Annotated in this window: 14 protein-coding genes, 1 tRNA gene and 1 other RNA gene; 5 read left to right on the top strand and 11 right to left on the bottom strand. The window is 33.4% G+C overall.

All coding sequences use genetic code 11. From position 1 onward, the window contains the following. Positions 1-41 precede the first annotated feature (41 nt). The 3 genes from IJ258_RS08015 to IJ258_RS08005 all read right to left on the bottom strand — a co-directional run bounded on the left by IJ258_RS08015 (position 42) and on the right by IJ258_RS08005 (position 12,892). Entirely contained in the window at positions 42-3,413 is a 3,372-nt protein-coding gene (locus IJ258_RS08015; protein ID WP_292805533.1) for a hypothetical protein, read from the bottom strand. A gap of 203 nt (positions 3,414-3,616) precedes the next feature. Continuing rightward, positions 3,617-7,927 carry an Ig-like domain-containing protein gene (locus IJ258_RS08010; protein ID WP_292805530.1) on the bottom strand — a complete coding sequence of 1,437 codons (4,311 nt, stop codon included), beginning with the start codon at positions 7,925-7,927 and terminating at the stop codon, positions 3,617-3,619. A 141-nt stretch (positions 7,928-8,068) separates the two neighbouring features. Continuing rightward, positions 8,069-12,892, bottom strand: coding sequence for a cobaltochelatase subunit CobN (locus IJ258_RS08005; RefSeq protein ID WP_394355656.1), 4,824 nt, complete (start codon positions 12,890-12,892; stop codon positions 8,069-8,071). 243 nt (positions 12,893-13,135) lie between these two features. Here IJ258_RS08005 and IJ258_RS08000 point away from each other — a divergent pair, with 243 nt between their 5' ends. The 4 genes from IJ258_RS08000 to IJ258_RS07985 all read left to right on the top strand — a co-directional run bounded on the left by IJ258_RS08000 (position 13,136) and on the right by IJ258_RS07985 (position 15,304). Continuing rightward, complete coding sequence (locus IJ258_RS08000) at positions 13,136-13,972, top strand: DUF1002 domain-containing protein (RefSeq protein ID WP_292805525.1); 837 nt, start codon at positions 13,136-13,138, stop codon at positions 13,970-13,972. Positions 13,973-14,049: 77 nt separating this feature from the next. Continuing rightward, positions 14,050-14,499, top strand: coding sequence for a flavodoxin (locus IJ258_RS07995; RefSeq protein ID WP_292805522.1), 450 nt, complete (start codon positions 14,050-14,052; stop codon positions 14,497-14,499). Further along, a complete protein-coding gene (locus tag IJ258_RS07990) occupies positions 14,486-14,692 on the top strand; it encodes a hypothetical protein (RefSeq protein ID WP_292805519.1) in 207 nt (68 codons plus the stop codon). Before IJ258_RS07995 ends, IJ258_RS07990 begins: the two co-directional genes overlap by 14 nt. After that, on the top strand, positions 14,693-15,304 hold the full coding sequence (locus IJ258_RS07985) for a hypothetical protein (protein WP_292805516.1): 612 nt from the start codon (positions 14,693-14,695) through the stop codon (positions 15,302-15,304). Here the strand turns inward: IJ258_RS07985 and IJ258_RS07980 are convergent. The 6 genes from IJ258_RS07980 to IJ258_RS07955 form a co-directional block, all read right to left on the bottom strand. After that, entirely contained in the window at positions 15,264-15,590 is a 327-nt protein-coding gene (locus IJ258_RS07980) for a hypothetical protein (RefSeq protein ID WP_292805513.1), read from the bottom strand. The genes IJ258_RS07985 and IJ258_RS07980 overlap by 41 nt on opposite strands. Positions 15,591-15,605: 15 nt before the next feature. Further along, positions 15,606-16,169, bottom strand: a complete 564-nt coding sequence (locus IJ258_RS07975) for a sugar O-acetyltransferase (RefSeq protein WP_292805510.1) — start codon at positions 16,167-16,169, stop codon at positions 15,606-15,608. 86 nt (positions 16,170-16,255) lie between these two features. Beyond that, positions 16,256-16,535: RNase P RNA component (rnpB, locus tag IJ258_RS07970), an RNA gene on the bottom strand. Between the two features lie 21 nt (positions 16,536-16,556). Beyond that, positions 16,557-16,631: transfer RNA gene (locus tag IJ258_RS07965), tRNA-Met, on the bottom strand. Positions 16,632-16,719: 88 nt separating this feature from the next. Then, entirely contained in the window at positions 16,720-17,235 is a 516-nt protein-coding gene (locus tag IJ258_RS07960) for a hypothetical protein (protein WP_292805508.1), read from the bottom strand. An 8-nt stretch (positions 17,236-17,243) separates the two neighbouring features. Beyond that, on the bottom strand, positions 17,244-17,651 hold the full coding sequence (locus tag IJ258_RS07955; protein WP_292805505.1) for a hypothetical protein: 408 nt from the start codon (positions 17,649-17,651) through the stop codon (positions 17,244-17,246). 100 nt (positions 17,652-17,751) lie between these two features. Here IJ258_RS07955 and map point away from each other — a divergent pair, with 100 nt between their 5' ends. After that, entirely contained in the window at positions 17,752-18,669 is a 918-nt protein-coding gene (gene map, locus IJ258_RS07950; RefSeq protein ID WP_292805502.1) for a type II methionyl aminopeptidase, read from the top strand. A 30-nt stretch (positions 18,670-18,699) separates the two neighbouring features. Here map and IJ258_RS07945 read toward each other — a convergent pair whose 3' ends face one another. Next, positions 18,700-19,701, bottom strand: coding sequence for a hypothetical protein (locus IJ258_RS07945; RefSeq protein WP_292805499.1), 1,002 nt, complete (start codon positions 19,699-19,701; stop codon positions 18,700-18,702). A gap of 98 nt (positions 19,702-19,799) precedes the next feature. Continuing rightward, the coding region (locus IJ258_RS07940) for a Coenzyme F420 hydrogenase/dehydrogenase, beta subunit C-terminal domain (protein WP_292805496.1) at positions 19,800-20,335 on the bottom strand (536 nt) is incomplete at its 5' end.

The following is a 20,335-nucleotide window of genomic DNA, read 5'->3' as shown; positions in this document are numbered from 1 at the left end:
TGATTAAAAAAAATAAAAAAAGTAATAGAGATTAAAAATCCCTATTTTTTAACAGTAATTTTAACAGTTTTGGCAACTTTTTTGTAAAGGTTGTTTCCAGCGAAAGTAACTTTAGCTTTGTAGGTACCTTTTTTCTTCAAGTTTTTGATTTTGAAGACAGCTTTACCTTTAGCGTTGGTTTTTGCTTTGTAGGTTTTACCTTTAACTTTAATGGTTACTTTAACCTTTTTAATTGCTTTACCTTTACTGTCTTTTAAAGTTACAGTGTATTTTTTGGTTTTAACTTTAGCTTTGAAAGTTTTCTTTTTAGCAGTTAATTTAGTAGCTTCCTTGTTGATTTTAACAGTAGCTGTTAAAGTGGAAGCAACATAATTATCATTACTGTTAAATTTAACAGTTAATTTTTGGGTTCCAGCCTTGGTTGCAACTAATTTATATTTGATTACGCCTAAATCGTCGGTTGTAAGAGTTTGAGTCTTACCGTTGAATGTGATAGTAACGGTTTCTTTAGCTAAACCATTTCCACGATCATCTTTTAAGGTTAAAGTGTAAGTGTAACCGTTTTTAGTAGCAGTGACTAAAGCATAAACAGTGGTAGGAGCAACAATTTGAGAGTTTCTTTTCTCAATTTGTATAAATCCTTTAATGGATTTTGGACCATATGTAGCATTACCTTTATATGAAACATCAACAATGTAATCTCCAGCAGCCCATTCATCTACTAAGAATGTTGCCACACCATCGTCATCAGTGGTTTCATTGATAATTTCACTATCTACAGTCAAGAAAATAGTTGCATTCTTAATAGGATCACCATTTTCATCTTTAAGTGAAACATAATATATGCCGTCACCGTAGGTAGTGTATAAGTCTACAGCTGAAATAATGGTTTTTAATTCAGGCCCACTGCCAGAAATAGTAGCATTTTCTCCATTAACAATTGAATTAGGACCTACAGTTTTTTTAGCAGCAAGGTAATTGTCAGCTACAGTTGCATTGGAACCGCATAAGTTAATTGCATAATCACCAGCAGTCCTTACATTGTTGTCAGATATAGTGACATTACCTGAAGCAATTTTAATACCTGTTGTTTCGATTCCAACAGCATCATAATATTTAGAATCAGAAGCGTTACCTATGCTTACACCATTTGAAGCAATATCATTGCCTTTAATTGTAGAGTCAATAGTATCTTGACCATACTTGTATAATGCAACACCAATTGTATAGTTACCTTCAAGAGTGATATTATTAGCTACTGCATTTTCTTTAGCTCCACCAAGTTCAATACCACATGCGAAGAATCCGTTACCTGAAATAACATTGTTAGTATAATTAACAGTTACCGGAGACATACCTTTCCACATTCCAGAGTAGATACCATATACAGTTCCTAAACCAGAAACACTTATATCGTTTTTGTTTACAATACCTGAAGCTCCAGCGTCAGGATTGATACCACATGCGTAGTTCACATCTGATTCTACAACTACATTATTATTTTCAATAGTGAAATTTTGAGCATATGTTGTAATACCATAAACATAAGTAGAACCAACTGCATTAATCTCATTATTTATGATTTTAACATTGTCACAACCATTTTGTACAAATACAACATTATTACTTCCCCAGTTAGCATAACCTTCATATCCAAAGTCGATAGTGTTTTCAGATATGGTTGAATCAGGACAGTTTGCCATGTTAATAGCACTGCCTTGACCAGCAGTTAAAGTTGCATCGATTGTGTTATTAGATATAACTACATCATCAACACCAATGATGGAAATTGCATTTGAATCAGTAGTTCCGTTGGATTTTCCTTTAAATGTTATATTGTTATTAGTAACATTTAATGTATCCATATAATTAGAATAAATAGCATAATTAGCTACAGTATCATTATTAGCGGTTACAGTTATTTTATTACCATCAACAACAATGCTTCCAGAGTCACCATAATCAACTAAATTAATACCAATGGATGTGGAAGTGAGATCGTTTCCACTGATTAAAGTGTCTCCGTTAACACTAATTGCAGTACTTTCAATATGAATCATAGGATCTGCTGGTTTGTGTCCAATATTTGTACCTAAACTTGAAATAGTATTACCAGATATAACACCATAATCCCCCATATTTGCAACTATACCCACTGTATGATTACCGGTTACGATGATAATATTATCCAATATGACAGGATTATTCTCAACAAGTTCCATACCACAACTTTCATATGCACTAACAGTAAATTTGTTTTTAGAATAAGTCATATTATCAACTGGGAATCCATATGGATATGCATACACACCATATGCTGCAGAAGGAGTGGTGACATTTACAGTATTTTCAGAAATATTTCCCTTATTTGAAAATCCACAAATTTCAAACCCAGCACCATAATTTACTGAAGAAACAGATAAATCATTTCCAGTAATATTAAAGTTATCTGCTGCGATAGAAATTCCATATACATATGCATGACCATTAAGAACTATGTTATTGTCTGCAACTATAACATTGCTACAGAGATTAGGATAAATAATTTCATCATCCTCATCGAAATCATAATTTGAATTTCCTATGAGAATTGCTTTAATTGTATCTGAATATCCGCTGAAATCATTATAATTAATGGTCATGGTATTTTTATTAATTGTGATATTTTCACAACCTAATAATACCACTCCATCAGAAAACTCTAATGAATTAGGATAATCACTATAATCTATAGTTCTTGATGGAATTGTTATATCAAAAGTGTTTCCTTCAATTTGAATGTTAGTGGATTTTTTTTCATCTCCAAAAATACGAATAGCATTGTTGATATAAGTACTTTCATTATTACCTACAAAAGTGATAGCATTATTAATAAGTTTTAGATTATCAATATCTAATGCAAAAATTGCAAAACCATTTTCATAATTTAATCCTTTATAATCAATTATATTGTTTGAAATAGTTACATTAGTTGAATCTCCAATACTTATTAATGAAGTATCCTTATTATCCATGTATAACTTAAATCCATCAATAACAACATTATTTGCACTGATTACAAAAGAAACATTATTAAAGATTGCATTGTTACCAGTTAATTTTACAGATTTTTCAATAGTGATATAATTTACATCGATACCAGTGAAATCCCCTTCAAAAATCAGTTCATCAGCATCGGAGGTTAAGTCTCCATATTCATCAAAGTAATTATGGAATGTAGTGTTTGTAACTGTTGCACTTGCACCGACAACCTCAGTTGCATCATCGGTTTCAAGGACTTGTTCATTTTCAGCTTCAAGTGCATCAGTTTCATCTTCAACACTTAAGACATCATCTTCGACTGTTATTTCATCATCTATTGTGGTTAATGTTGTATCTTCATCGGCTGCGAATGCTGAACCAACGGACAACATCACTACACAAATCAAGAGCAATGAAATAATCAAACTCTTTGTTTTAATATTTACACCTCTTTTGAATAGTTAAATAAGATTATAGTCTGAAATATATGACAGTTAGTTAATTATTTGACTATAATTAAGAATATATAGATTAAATATATTTAAAAGTTATTAAAGAAAAATTGAAAAAAAAGTAAAATAAAGATTAAAAATCTTTATTTTTTAATTTTAATAGTATTTTTAATTGTGCAACCACCATAGCTTGAGGTTATGGTAAACTTACCAATCTTCAAATTCTTGATTGATACAGTAGCTACACCTTTTTTGTTGGTTTTAGCAGTGTATTTTTTACCTTTAATCTTAAAGGTTACTTTTTTCTTTTTAACAGCTTTGCCATTTTTGTTGACTACTTTGACTGAGAATTTAATTTTTTTAGCTTTTTTCTTAACTATGTTTTTAGCAGTTAATGTTGGTTTAAATGTAATTTTATTTGAAGCTTTATCCCCATTAAACTCTGCAGTGATTGTATAAGATCCAGATTTTAGTTTTAAAGCCTGTGTTGCATAACCGTTCTTATCTGTCTTGACATTATAGGTTTTGCCGTTAACTTTAATAGTTACCTGATTTCCTGCACTGTATTTACCATCAGATCCTTTAACACGAACCTTGTATTTAATAGTGTTTCCATAATAGACAGAATAGTCTTTATTCTCAAATATGGATGGTAAAACAGTTATTTTTGCACTGTTTTTAGAATCATAGTAATCATCATCCCCCGCAAATGAAACAGACACAACATAGTTTCCTCTTGAAATTGAAGGCATTGTGATAATTCCATTTGAATCAGTAGAAACTTGATAACTTCCAGATCCTATTAAAATAGTTACTTGTTTATTAGCTAAAACTTTTCCGTTACTATCTTTCAATATAGCTAAATTGCCTTTTGGATAAATATTGCTGTTAATTACAATTTTAGTATCAACCAACCAAATTGCACTTACATTAGCAGTTGCAGATGTTGGATTGAAATGATATGGGTTATCGATTTTTGCTAAAACTGTAGGATTTTCACCATAAACCTTAGGAAGTTCAGTTGTGAGGGATGCAATACCATCCTTATCGGTAGTGGCCTTACCGACATAAACTGGATATCCATCATCATCCACATAGAATTCGACGACAATATCTGCTATTCCTTCACCCAAAATATTTTTAACGACAGCAAAATAATTTGTATTACGCCCAAAGGTTCCGGTTATATTTTTAACGGATACAATCAAATCACCATCACTTATTTCAACTAGGCATTCCAAAGTGGTGACCTTATAATTTTCTTTATATATTTTTACATAATATGGATATAAAGCTGGTTCCAATCTATCAAAATCATATGTAAATGAGGCAATACCCTCAGAAATCTCAGTCACATTAATTATTTTTCCATCTAAATCAATGAATTCGACTTTTGCACCGTTTAGATTCTCATCATCTGTTTTGAATATTAAAGTACCATTTTCAAAGTATTTGATATTGACATCTTCAAAATTTCCGATGACCAAATGCACATAATTGTCTTCAATAGTATTATTTTCTGTACAGTTTATAGCATTGTTTCCAGTGCCTAATGTAGAGTTCAAATAATTATTTGAGATTAAATTATTAATTGCATCCTCATCCATATTGATTACATAGCCTTTTGAAATTGTTATATTATTATCAATCATAGTGTTATTTAATGAAACAGATTGAAGACAAATTCCCGCAATTCCAGGTTTTATTTGATCTGAATGTTTAACAGAAACATTCTGTACAGTAGAATCATCTTCAAGTTCGATTAATATGATATTTGAATTTATCTCATTATAATTCCCCTTAGACATTACAATACCATAAGCTTGTTTTGCATTGATTTTTAAATCATTATTATTTAGTACGTTGTTACTTGAGTCAAACGCCTCAATTCCATATATAACCTCAGAATTTAATGTGATATGATTATTGTTAACAGTAGATTTTTGAGACACTTCCAAAGTGATACCATAAACCACTAATGCGGAGCTCACATCTATGACATTTCCAGCAACTACAGTATTCTCTGATGAGGAACCTATAATAATTCCTTCAGCACAATAATATCCTTTAACATTAACATTATTATTTAAAAATTCGTTGTTTTCCGCACCTTGACCTAAAGGAGCAGTCATTGTTGTATAATAACCTAAAACTCCCATTCCATAAAGATAATTATCATTACCCCAAACGGTCACCTCATTTTCAGAGAAAACATTATTATGACTATTATAATATAAATCTATACCCACAATAGAGTTTGTTGAATTAGCGGGTGCGTAAGTTTTATTTAATTTTGAAGTGACTCTAACATTATTTTTAGAAACAGTATTATCAGATGAGAAAACCATCAGGATACCGTAAGTTCTATACACCTCTTTTAAAACATGGCTACCGCCAATTGAATTACCTGCAGTACAGACAGTAGACCCATCAGTACAAACAGTTGAACCATCAGTACAAACGGAATTACCTTCCAGACAATGTTCACCTTCAAATTTATAAACTTCCCCTGTTCCATTAGTAAAAATAGTATTACCTATTATTTTACAATCATAAACCGTATGTGCTAATATAGTGTAAGTTAAATACTTTCCTTCTGAAGACAAAGTGTTATTAATTATATCTATTTCATTTGATTCCAAAACGTAAATAGTATATGCCGCATTTGGATCATAAACATCTATTGTACAATTAAGAACGGTTACAGATGTTACATTATAAATAAGTAGTCCCCATGCATTAATTCTTTCACAACGATTATTGACAATATTTAGATTTTCAATCCAGACCCCACCAGAAGATACTCTGAATGTAGTATTAAAGAATGTAGGATTATTTCCTGTGATTTTCACTGCATTATTCACATAAATGAATTTATTTGAAAATTCCCCTGAGAATGATAATATATCACCATCGGAAATTTTTGAACCCTTCATTATCCCATTATTGTCTATATAATCCTCATAATTTTCAGGAGTGATGTTATGAATAGTTCCTTTATAATTGTAATAATATTTAGATGGGTCATACTCCCCCTCAGGAGTTGAAACAATTGCTTTCTTATTTATAATATTATTATAATCTATATCCCAAAGGGAGGATGGATCAATATCTTTACCATCGATTGAAATAGAATTGTTAGTGTTTATTGTGTTGGATCTGATGATTATATTTTTAGGCCTGTTTTTAGAACTTGTCTTTTTAATTGAAATACCAACACCATATTTGCTGACAATATTGTTTTGGATAATAGTTATGTTATTAACAGAAGATATACCTCCATTATAATTGCTTATACCTGCCCCTCCTTCAACAGTTAAGGTATTGTTTTTAATAAGTATGCCAGTGCCTGTTGGCGCTATTCCAACCCCATTCAATTTTACTTCAATGTTATTATTTTCTACTGTACACCCATCAGAAACTGTAATTCCTGCACCAGTAGTCATTACTTTTGCATTGATTATAGTGTTATTTCGAACGATAGATCCTCTAGAGACTGAAATAGCTCCATCTCCACCAATTTCAACACCCACATGATTATAATCAGCTCCAGTAATATTAATTATAGTATTATCAACTACAATACTGTTTTGAGAACCTGATATACCTAAATATGCACCAATAACCTTATTGGCTTTTGCAGTATTATTCCACCCCATCATCTGAATACCCCAAGACCATGAAGTAGGTAAAACATTATAATGCACAGTATTATTATAAATCATGTTAAAATTAGAATCACCACCTTTCAATGGACCTCCTGAATAACTGGACAAGTAAATACCATTTGCATCCTGACATTCAATCCTATTATTAGCAATATAATTATAATGAGCCCCACTAACAACTAAAGGGAATAAAGACCAAGTAGCATATCCTTCTCTTATACCATATGCTTTTAAATAATTATCTGTAACATTATTGTAATTAGCATTATTGGCAACACAAATCGGATAGGAGGATAATCCCTTGTTTACTATATTACATCCTGTGATTAAACATTTACTAGCACCGTTCAAAAATATACCATAATGATAATTAATTGTATTGGCAATGTTTAAACTTGAAATATTACTTCCAGATGACCCCTCATAAAATGTAAAAATACAATTTTGCAAATTATTATCCGTTTTCCCAACAATGTTTACAGGAGTTCTGAATGTAAAATTCTTATTGGAAAAATCACCATCAATATAGAGAGTATCTCCACTTTTAACGGAAGATGTTGATTCGCCATTATTATTAAAGTAAGTATTATAATTGCTTTGATTTACCGTATACATATTTTCTGAAACTTCCAAGGCATTAACTTCATCTGAGGAAATTTCATCCAAATCAGAAATAACTTCATTACTAGATTGAACAGTATCATTTAAGTCATCAGCTGCACTCACAGCACCGATAGATACTATTACCAGCAATAAAAATAGTAAAATATTAATTTTTTTAACCATATTATACCTCATTCACATTAAATTCAATTATTGATTATTTAACTTAAATTGAAAAATAATCTAATATATTATTATTTATGAAAATAAAGCATATTTAAAAATTTCTAAAAAAATAAAAAAAGTAAAAAATAGATGATTAATTTAATAATCATCATATTCATCTTCATCGTTTCTTACATATCCCACAAGGAATATTGCAATTAAGATGAGCACTGCAATAATAACAAATATTGGCATGCTTGATTCAGTTGCACTAGCTGATTTAGCCGCTGACTGCTCAGACAATTCATAAGCTTTACTGCCGGATTCACCAGCACTGCTTGCTGAAGCAGATGAAGCGTCACTTGCAGATTCACTTGCAGATTTTGCATCACCACTTGGAGAAGCATCTGCACCGAATCCTGTATTTCCTCCATCACTACTACTTGATTTGTCTTGGGATGTACCGTTTGCCAATTGCTGTGCATTTGAACTGTCCTGACCATTGTTATTAGAGGATCCACTATTGGAACCACTATTGTCACCGGAAGTTCCTTCTTCGTCAGGCATTTGATATAATGGGTCAGTGTTTGTTGCTTGAGCCAGGATTTCTGCAAACTTAGCCTTTTGAGCAGGAGTTAGAGAACTCATTTGAATAATTTTAGCATTGAAAGCCAGGTTTTTACATGTGTGGTGACAACATGCAACACCATATTCAATAACTTGTCTCATGTACTCGTCAATAAGCTTTTGAACTGTGCTTGCATCACCGTCCCAAGTTCCCTGATCAGCCAAGTAAACCATCCACAATAGGGAAGTCTGATAACCGAATGAAGAGGTTGCTCCATCAATGTATCCGCTCATGCCTAATAATTCATTAGACATTTGTTCACCCAATTGTTTACCCAATTGTTCATTGGATACGGTCAAACCACCGAACATGTTCTGGTATCTTGCAGCATATGCATTCATACCAGATCCGCCACCGGTAATGAGCGGCATGTAATATTTAGGGTTTAGAAGCATTGTTCTACTTTCATACTCGATTTCTTCCTGATAGGTTCTTGCAACATATTTGTTTTTGTTCCTGATATCTACAAATGCAGTATCCGGACGAGACAAACCGTTTCTTTCTCTTAATATGTTTGCAGCATTGTATAATCCACCGAACCAGTCATAGTAATCGTCTGAATCGAAGAGTCTCCAAGTACTGTCAAAGTTTTGAGTAATCAAATCAGTTTTACCAAGCAGATACTTGAAGTTTTCCTTTTGATTTTTAATGTCAATATTGCCGTCATCATCAATTGTCCATGAGAATGAAACTCTTGAAAGGTATATGTCCATCAATACTTCATTTACTGTGGATTTTTCCCAGTCCGCAGTGTTTGGTATAAGTGTTGACATACCTGTTCCTTCAAGCACATTACCCGGAAGACCAAATAAACGGTCAAGCATTGGATTTTCATTGTAATGCTTAATTACATAGTTGTTTGTTTCATTTTCACCTTCTGCAAATGCTGCAAGTTTTACAGCAGTCAACATCCAGTTAAGCCAATCCTTGTTGCTTGTAACGATGCTTGCAAACACATCAATTCTAGGCCTGTTTAGAACTGTGCCATTTGACAATTTAACGGTCAATTTTTCCAATGGAAGTTTTTGAACACCTATTACCTTACCGTTGTCAGCCCACACCGGTTTGCATCCGAGGAAGTATAAGAATTCGGCAACACCGATTCCTTCAGTCCTTGAAATTTCAGTACCCCATAAAATCAATGAAGTTAATTCCGGCCATTTGCCGTGTTTTTCATAGTATTGGCTAAGCAATAAATCCACGATTTTGACAGCGGACTCATAAGCTGACTCTGAAGGCATCCTTGTAGGGTCAGACGCATAACCGTCATAACCGGTTGGAATTGAATCCCCATATGAAGGGTCTGCAAACAATCCTGCAGGAACATACCCTCCCTGCAATGCAGTGAAAATCGCATTCCATTCATTGTTGTTTTGAATATTGACTATCACTTGTGCAGCATATGCAGTTGCATTGTATAATGATGAGCCTTTAGCTATATTATATTTGCCTGTGAGCTCATCTACAGATGAACCGTTAACCAATTGAGAAATATAGTTCAATAGGAATTGCTTAATGGCACTGGCCTGAGCCAAATATTCAATATTTCCCTGAACATCATCATTGAAATTCTTGCCCTTTAATTCAGGATATAAATACTCCATTACATAATTGTAGATTTTTGTTTGAGATGATGTAATGGTCATTACTTCCTCTGCAAGTTCATCTCCTGTCAGTATTTTACCGAGAGTGTGCAAACCGTAGGTGATGAAATCATCTTCCATTGCTTCAAGATACAAGTGCAAGTCATCTATCCATTCCTGGAATGTCTCATTTTCTCCTGTGAAGTTTCTAAAGCCTAAAGTTGGAGCCAATTTTAAAATCTTGGCCTTATACTCTTCGGCATTAGATGTTACATTAAGTTTTACCTGATCCTTATAGTAGTTGATGTAGTTATTCAATACAGTATAATTACCATACAGACCGGAAGTAACCATTGCAGGAGTCATGTGAGTTATAAGTAATGCTGCAATTCTATCCCGTGCAACCATAGCTTCCCCAGGGTTTGATACAATATATGGATATAATGTTGGGTTTAATGTTAACTCAAAGGTCCAGTCACCTTCATTGGCACCAAGGTTTGTACCCGGCAGCCATTCGAGTGTTCCGTGAGTTCCCATATTCACTATAGCATTTACTTTAGCGGTCTTATCCAACCATTTATAATAGGATACATAGTACTGTGTCGGAGGCAGGGTCAAGTCGTGGTAATTCTCAATTGTTTTAAGCTCTTCCCATCCTCTACTTGGCTGGAAAGTGACAAATACCTTACCGAACCATATTCCCGGAACGACCATGTACTGCTCATCGGTTCCATTATATACCATTGAAGGACCTAAACCTGCTCCCCAGTAATCAATCATTTCTTTAATTAGATGTTGAGGAATGTCCTTTACAAGATTACGGAAGTCCCTTGTTGAGATCAATTGATGATGCTTTACCAACTCATCATAATTATCCTCGACATACTGCCTTAACAGACCGTATGCCCATGAACCCTTGTTACCCATCTTAAAGATAATGTCTTCAAGCTCTCTTGCGGTCATTTTTTGTCTGATGTCTCCACCAGTATCATAACCCGCCTCATATAACTTAACAATCAAATCATATGTGGATTGAGTTACATTCAGATAAGATGCACCAATCTCTGCCTTTCCAGGCGGATAGTTATACAATACAATTGCGATTGTCTTATCGGAATTATCTAAATCCTTTAAATCTGCCCATCCGCAGCTTAACTTGACCATCTTATCCACACCAGATTGAATTACATGAGTCTTACCCTCACCATCAACGTAGGATAAGATAACCGGACCATACACGCCCTCGAAACTTGGGAAGGTTACAGCATATGTCCATTCGACCTGCGGACCTAAATCTGAATTGTAACTGTATTCTGAGATTTCATTTACCCCTTTAAGAACTGCCAAATCTATTTCAGATAAATCAGGTTCTGCTGAACCATTAGCATAACTTAAAGACCAACTATATAGAGAAGTAATTGTTGAAATGCCTATTTTTGAGGCATTTGTGATTCTATTCAATATAGAAGACATGGAAGGAGTGGTACTTGTTTTAAACACGTTAAAAGCGGTTCTACCACTTGCAGCATAGCTTCTTATTAATGAATCAACAACGTCTCCGCCACAATAGTAAGTAGCAATAGCTATGAGTTTTTTGTCCGGATTCAATTTGGTTTTTAATTGTTCTTCGAATTTATTGAATAATTCCTTAGGATTCAATGTATGCTCTACCCAGTATTCATATTCAAACTTCATCCAGTTTAAACTGCCGTCTTGGGTTTTAGTGTAACCTGGGTCATTGGTAATCCAGTCATGAATCAAATCAGAACTTGGAAGAAGAGTGAGCATTCCAATGTCCGGGTGGTAAAAACCACATTCAGGACTCATAAGAGGAATTCCATCTGCAGTCAATGTCGGATTGGAGTATTTAGTCGGTTCAATCAGGTAACGAACATAATCAAAGTAATTTTTCATGTTTGTTTGTAAAACATCAGAATCTTTAATATCTTCCGCTTGGAAATAAGAACCGATGTAGGTATTTTCAATGGTATCATAAGTATTATTGCTTTCACTAGCACCTATGATATGTAAACCAGTTGCATTCAATATCTCTTGAGTGTAAGTACCAAAAGTATATGCTACTTTATAGTTCTTGTTTGCCGGAGAATTTGACAATAATTGTTTTAGATATGATGCTGTGAATTTATTGTAAGCTGAATTTTCAGCAAACATATCAATGTGGATATATTTAGCCCATTCCGCCAGCCATGCTCTTGACTCATCAAAATTGGTTGTACTGATGAATCCAATACGCCTTGACATATTCATTAACACGTCCACTTTTTCGTTGTGAGATGAATAATCCACTAATAATAAAATATCCGGAACAAACATCACGTTATCAATAGTTAAAGTCTTACCGTCCTGATTAGTGCAATCAACATCTAATTTGATAGGATCATATGTAGAATATGTAAATTCCAAATTATATTTTTGAGAGCCGACTCCAGTGAATGTTGCAATACCTTTGTTGTTTGTTGTTTGAGTTGAAATCAAATTATTATGGGAGCCGTATAACTTTACGGTTGCCCCTTTTAACTCAATTCCATCCTCAGTCCATGTTTTGCCTGTTTCGTTAAAAGAATCATATACGTGAACATTAATTACATTATTATTTGCCTCAAGCATTCCCTCATCTGATTGAGAAGATTGAACTTCAGTAACATCATGTTCTTGCGTTATTTCTTCTAACTCACTTGGAGCACTCACCACATCAGATATTGTTTCATTATCTCCTGCAAATACACTACCTACAGAAAATATAAGCAATATTGAAATAATTAATGCGAATAACAATCTATTATCAATTTTCGTCTTTTCACCTCCTTCATGCCCGATTTAAGAAACATAGCAAAATCAATTTTTTCACTATAAGTTTAAATTTGATTTGAGAACATATAAAATTAACTAAACTACACCATAATTAGGGTTTAATAAAATAAAGTATACACAAATAAGATACATTTAAATACTTAATAGACCAAATAAAATTTACCAAAGATTAGAGGTGATAATATGCGTAAGGTAATGATTGTTTTAACAATAATCCTTATCGGAATGTTAATTCCAGTGGGATTTTCAGCTAACGATAATAGTCAGGCTGTCATAACTTATGGTGAGACAACTCACACAAATGCAGATTATAAAAATACTGTTGACAATTTCTTTAAAAATCAAGCAGGCGTTGATTTAAAAAACGTTGATTCAAAAATAATTACCGCTTCTGAAGTAAACAAGATTTCAAGTACAATTACCGGTAAAACCTACTCTTCAAGTCAAATCTATTCCTCAGCATTAGTTGATTTGAATGAAAATGACAATCTTGAAGTGAGCGTTGACAAATCAAAAATCACAACAATAACCGGAGACATGTACCTTTCCGCTTTAAAATCAGCAGGAATTACAGCAGGACACGTTTATGTAACAAGTCCAGTATCCGCTACCGGTGAATCCGCACTTGCAGGAATCATGAATTCCTATGAAGTAGTGACCGATGTGGAAATTCCAGACACAGTCAAAGAAGCAGCGAACAATGAGATTTACACCCAAGCGGAAATCGTTAAAAACTCAGATGTTGATGCTGATGAATTGTCAAAGCTTGTTGATGATGTAAAAGAAGAAGTTCAAGTCAATAATGTTACAGATCACACTACCATAGTGAACATTATCAATAACTACACTATCAACAACAATATCAACATTACAAACAGCGATATTGAAAACCTTGCAGACAGTATTGAGCAAATACAGAACGTGCAAGGCGACATAAACAGTTACCAAACCGAAGTATCAGGAGTATTCAACAATACCACTGATCAGGCTCAAGGATTTTTAGGCGGACTATTCAACTAGAATAGTCCCACTTATTCTATTTTTTAAAGAAAACTTATATATTGTTGTAACTATCAACATATATTTAAGTGAATACAATGAAAACAAAATTAATCTTTTTTACAATAATTCTAATCGTTTTGGGATTGGGAATATCTGAAGTTACAGCAATCAGCGATGCTGAAACCGCTGCAAACGATATATTGAACAACAACAATAGTGATAGCGATATATTGGTCGTCTACTTTTCAAGAACCGGCGAAAACTATAATGTGGGCAATGTCGAGGTCGGGAACACCGCAATGGTTGCATCATACATCAAGGAATATTTGAAATGTGACTCTTTTGAGATAGTTCCTATAGATAAGTACCCTGACAATTATGATGAATGCACAAAGGTTGCATCTAAAGAACAGGAGGACAACGCAAGACCAAAGATTACTGATAAAATTGATAATTTTGATAGCTACAATACAATATTTGTAGGTTATCCGATATGGTGGGGAGACCTTCCTATGATAATGTACACATTCCTTGAGGAAATATGACTTTGACGGAAAAACCGTGATTCCATTCAACACACATGAGGAATCAGGAGATGCCGGAACATACACAACAATCCAGGAAAAACTATCGAAAGCAACAGTCAAAACAAACGGCCTTGCATTAGACGGTAAAACCGCAAGAAGCGATGATGGAAAACTGCAAACTATTGAATGGTTAAAAGAATTAGGTTACTAAATGAAAAAAATTATTGTGGATATTCTATTGCTGTTATTAATGCTTTTGGAATATTCAAAAGTGCATTTGCCTGGTGAAATCCACGAAATAATAGGGATATTGCTGATAATTCTTGTGATAATCCATTTAATTTTAAACAGGAATTATCTAAAGGCAATCCCAAAAGGAAAATACGGTTCCAAACGAAAAGCATTGCTGATAGTTAATATAAGTTTTTTTATTGTTTTTGGCCTAACCACAATATTTGGAATACTGTCCAACCAATATCTGCTCTCTTCACTTAACATAGGCAATTTAAGCATAATCTCCTATCACAAGATTTTGGCATATGTCTGCCTGATAATATTGGGAATACATCTAGGATTTAATTTAGAAAAAGTCTTTAAAAAAATAGATTCGAAATTAATTTATTTAATTGATGCGGCAATTATACTATTTGGAGCATATTCCATGATTCAAGTTGACTTTTTCAATCACATAACCGGTAATCCAGGATTCAGCCAGGTTAGCGGAAACCTGCTGATAACCACACTTGAATACCTGAGCATAATACTGGCCATAACAATAATAACTAAATTAATTCTTTTAGCTCAGAGAGATTGGACTGAATGAAGCTCTTATACTTAGGATTGGCCAAAATCTGATATTGTCTTTTGCCGGTTTTTCGATAGGCTTCATCCATGACTGATTGAAGTTCATCTATATCACTGTTTAAGATAATATCCAGCTTATTTTTTTGAACATCATCCAAATTGTCCATATAAGATTGTATTGTGGATTTGAATTTCAAAACCAGATTTGAGTTTTTGCGGGCCATCATTTCAAGAACAAATGAAGGATCTATTGTGAAAAGATGATTATATTCCTTTACATCTTCATATGTAATTTTATCTTGCATAAATCCCCCAATTCATCATTCATCTATTCTTTTAATGAATTTTGCAGGATTTCCAGCAACAATAGAATTGTCCGGAACATCCTTGGTAACAACACTGCCGGCACCTACAATGGAATTTTCCCCAACAGTTACACCCGGAAGAATTGTTGCAGCAATTCCTATCCATGCATTCTTTTTGATATGTATAGGCTTTGCATAGGTTCCGCTTCTATTTTCAGGATTGAAGTCATGGTTTAATGTGGTCAAATTAACTTTCGGAGCAATGAAAACTCCATCCTCAAGGGTTATTCCGCCACGGTCCATGAATGTGCACAGCTGCTGAATGACAACGCCTTTTCCGATAGTTATGTTTTTGCCGTAATCAACATAAAAAGGAGGCATGAAAAACACAGATTCGTCAACTTCCTTTCCAATGATTTTGCTTAAAAATTCAAGATTTTCCTCTTCTGTGTGAACTCCACTGTTAAGTTCACGGCAGGTATTCATTGTTTCCTTGATTATTGTTAAAATCTTATCATATTCCGGGTCATCTGTTGAAATCAACTCTCCGGCCAGTTCTCTTTCAAAAATACTTTTCATAGAAATCACTAGTAATGGATATTTAACTTTAAATATATAATTGTTGACAATCACATCAAAAAAAGAAATCAATAATTAATATTATGGCATGTTAAGAGTAACCCACATTCTGTTTATACAGCATTCATCTTAGCGAACTACCTTGCCTACAACAAATGATTATCGGCATCTTTGCTCTTGCATCCTATGGAATGGCCGTTTCACCGTTTCTTTTAATGTCCTCAATTAAATATCATCGTCTACCATTAAAAGCCGTGTCGTTTCTGCTCCAGAGTCATACTTCTCAGTATACGTTTTTCAACGCCATAGTTTTGTTTGATGTGCGGAGTTTCCTTAGTATAAAACCAGCAGCTGTCTTTAACTTGCCATAAAAATATTAATTAAAATTAGCAGGGCCTAGATTTGAACTAGGGATCTCAGGGTTATGAGCCCTGCGGGTTCACCAGACTACCCCACCCTGCTATACAAAAATAGTATATAACTATAATTAATTATGATTAAAATAATATATAAATGTTTCGCAAAAATAGAAAAATAAAAGAAAATAAAATTAATTATTTTCTAATGATTCTATTCTTTTATCCAAATCATTTAATTTTTCTTCAGTAGATTTTTGGAATTCTTCTGATGACTTTTTAAATTCATTGAAATCTTTTTCTAAGGTATCTACATTTGCAGTAGTTTCAGAGAATTTATTTTGAAGGTCATCTAAATCTTGGGTAGTTGCTAAAGACCAATCCTTAATTAATTCATCACTTTTAGCATCCAAAAATGCATCTATTTTATTTGAAAAAGCATCAGTGTTTAAAGCGGACATGTCAATGTCACTTAATTTGACTTTAATTCTTTTGCTCATAGATTCTCCTTTATCATCAGCGATTTCTTCTTTAGATAAATCATTGTAAGAATTTTGATTTAAAACCTCATCCATGTGTGCATCGGCACTTGTTGGAACATAAGTTTTTAATTTATCCATAGTTGCAGGACTGTTAAGCAAATAGTAATAGACCAAAACTGCAATAGCAACAATTAAAATTATCACCGCAACAACTTCTGTAGCATCCATAATTACACCTACTTATTCATTTTTTGAAGTTTTGCTTCTTTTTCTTCAATTTCTTTAAGCATTTTTTCTAATTTCTTTTGTTCAGTTTCTGCTTCAAGTCTTGCTAATCTTTCATTGATTTCAGAGTGAAGGAAACCAACACGACTTCTAGCTTCAGTAGTGGATTGCCTAATTTCAGATAAACGGTCTTGTTGATCCTGTGGCAATGGAATAGGATTATCCATTAATCTTTTGGATTCAATGTCTTTTTCAACCATGGACATTTTTTTAAGCTCAATTTCTTTTTCTAAAATTGCAATTGAATTTTTAGAGTTAGAAATGCTTTTCCATTGGAAAACAATGATAATCAATACAATAGCAATAATTAATAAGACTACCAATAGAAACATCTGGTCAGGTATTGTAGGAATATCCATTTTTTTACCTCCATTTAAATATAGTATATACTAATATAAAATATTATATAAAGTTTATCAATTAAATATTTAATTGTATTAATAGAGAAGGTAAAAATTTATGATAGAATCTTATATTGAATCCGGAAAAATTGCTTCAAAAATACGCAGCGAAGCTTCCAAGATGATTAAGGAAGGAACATTGATTATTGATTTGGTGGAATATGTAGAAAGTGAAATTTTAAAATCAGGAGCCCAAATAGCATTTCCTTGCAACGTATCATTAAACGAAGTTGCTGCACACTACACCTCTCCAGCAGGGGATGAAAGCGTAATTCATGCAGGGGACATGGTGAAACTGGATTTAGGCGCAATGATTGACGGACACATTGCAGACACCGCAGTTACTGTAATAGCTGATGGAAATATTGATGAAAACTACACTCAGGATGAAATTAATTTGCATGAGGAGATAGTTGAGGCTTCAGCTGCTGGGCTTGAAGCGGCAATCGCCACAGCAAGGGCAGGAATCGAAGTGTCAAAAATCGGCGAAGCAGTTCATGAAGCAATCGCAGAATACAAATTAAATCCAATATTCAACCTAACAGGACACAGTTTAGAGCAAAATAACCTTCATGCGGGTATCTCAATACCTAACTATGACAATCACGACCATTACGTTTTGGAAGAAGGTCAAGCAATAGCTATTGAACCATTTGCAACCAACGGTGAAGGCATTGTAAACGATGCGCCTGGCCATTATATCTTTTCATATATGGCAAACAAGCCGTTCAGGATGAAATCAACACAAAGGGTTTTGAAGTACATTCAGCACAACCATGCTTATGTTCCATTTTCAGGCAGATGGATAACAGACGAGTTTGGTGAGAGAAAAGGATCAATTGCCCTAAAACAGCTATCCGATGCAATGGCGGTTTACCCGTATGCACCATTGCGTGAAAAAGAGGGTTGCTTTGTAAGTCAAAAAGAGCATACCGTGATAATTGAAAAAGAGGGCTGTACTGTTACAACCATTTAAAAATTAAAAAATGAAGAGATTTTCTCTTCATTATGCATAATATTTTGAATATATTTGAGTTATTTTTGTCTTTTTATAAGAAGTGACAACCTTATATGTACCATATTTTTTAGGTGTTTTTAAAACAAAAGTGGCCACTCCTTTCTTATTGGTTTTGGCCTTGTATGTTTTCTTGTTGAATTTTACAGTAATCTTTTTGTTTTTCTTATTTTTTCCTAAAAATTTAACCTTAAATTTGATTGTCTTTTTAACTTTCTTGCCGCTGAAGGATGTTAATGGCTTTAAGACAGGTTTAACCAAAAGGGTATTTGTTACAACATAATCATTATACCTGGCACCGATAGCATATGAGCCAGGTTTTGAAGGTATTTTCAGTTTTGCATAACCATTCTTATCAGTTTTTTTGTAGTATACCTTTTTTCCAATGGCAAAAGTAACCTTTTGTCCTGCTTTTACTGGATTTCCATTATCATCAAAAACACGAACTTTATAAGTGGATCCATCATCATAATACATCTTGATATTCTTATTGCCGGTTAAAACATTGAAGAGTTTAATGTTATCCACAACAGGATTATCAACATTGAATTCACTGCATAAATATAATTTATGGACTCCGTTACTTAATGGAAGTGGAATTTTAACAATACCGTTTGAATCAGTATTTAAATTTTGTCCCCATTCAGGATTATCAACACCGCAAAAGATTGGTGCATCCTTTAAAATGTTTCCTTTATCATCATAAAAAGTTACAGTATAAATAACCCCTTCCTTATATCGGTTAGTTACTTTACCTGTGACATAAACTGGTGAATCCCCTAGAATTTCAGCATCATTTGAAGCGCTCAACTCATCAGCATTTTCATCAGAAGTTAATGTATCTTGAGATTGAATATCATTATTGATTTCCTCTACAATATTAGTTTCGCCATCAACTGTTAAATTTTCATTCAAATCATCAATAGCAAAAACAGAATTGACAGAAAAAATCAATGCAAATGCAATAAGCAAAATAATTATCCTGTTTTTCATCAATATCACCTCAAAATTGTAATATTGATAATATATTGATTTAAATTATATTTAAGTTTTAATTAAAAAAAATAGAAAAAAGAAAAAAAGAAAAGGAATTAGTATTCCACAGGAAGTGGTAATCCTAATTTAGCTCTTCTTTCACGTTCTTTACCGTTTTTGTCCTTTTTACCTTTAGCTAATTTTTCAAGTAAAGGAAGACCTGGTTTTACGTCATCCATTGGTTTGGTTTCAATTAAACCTGCGTCAACAGCAGCTTTAAATATGGATTCACCATCGTCAGTTCTGGTTAAAACAGTGGACCATCCGTCAGGGGATCCTACAGAACCGGTTGATACGTCAGCCCATTCAGCAACGTAATCCATACAGATGTTACATCCAGCTTGTTCGTATCCGTGTGTTTCTTTGATAGCTAATCCAGAGTCTTCTCCATCTTTGGTTAACCAGAATTTACCTTTTCCGATATCCATTTTGGTAGCATCAGTTAAGGAGTCAAATCCTAATTTTGCGGTTGCAAAGGTGTCGAGAGAAGCCATAGGGAAGTTTTCCATACAGTAGATACCGATGATTAATTTGATTTTGTCAACGACAAATCTAGTGAATGGATAAGCTTGTGCTTTTCTTAAACCTTGGG

It is taken from the genome of Methanobrevibacter sp. (assembly GCF_017468685.1).
In the GTDB taxonomy this organism is placed as follows: Archaea; Methanobacteriota; Methanobacteria; order Methanobacteriales; family Methanobacteriaceae; genus Methanocatella.
This window is presented reverse-complemented; position numbering and strand designations above follow the sequence as displayed.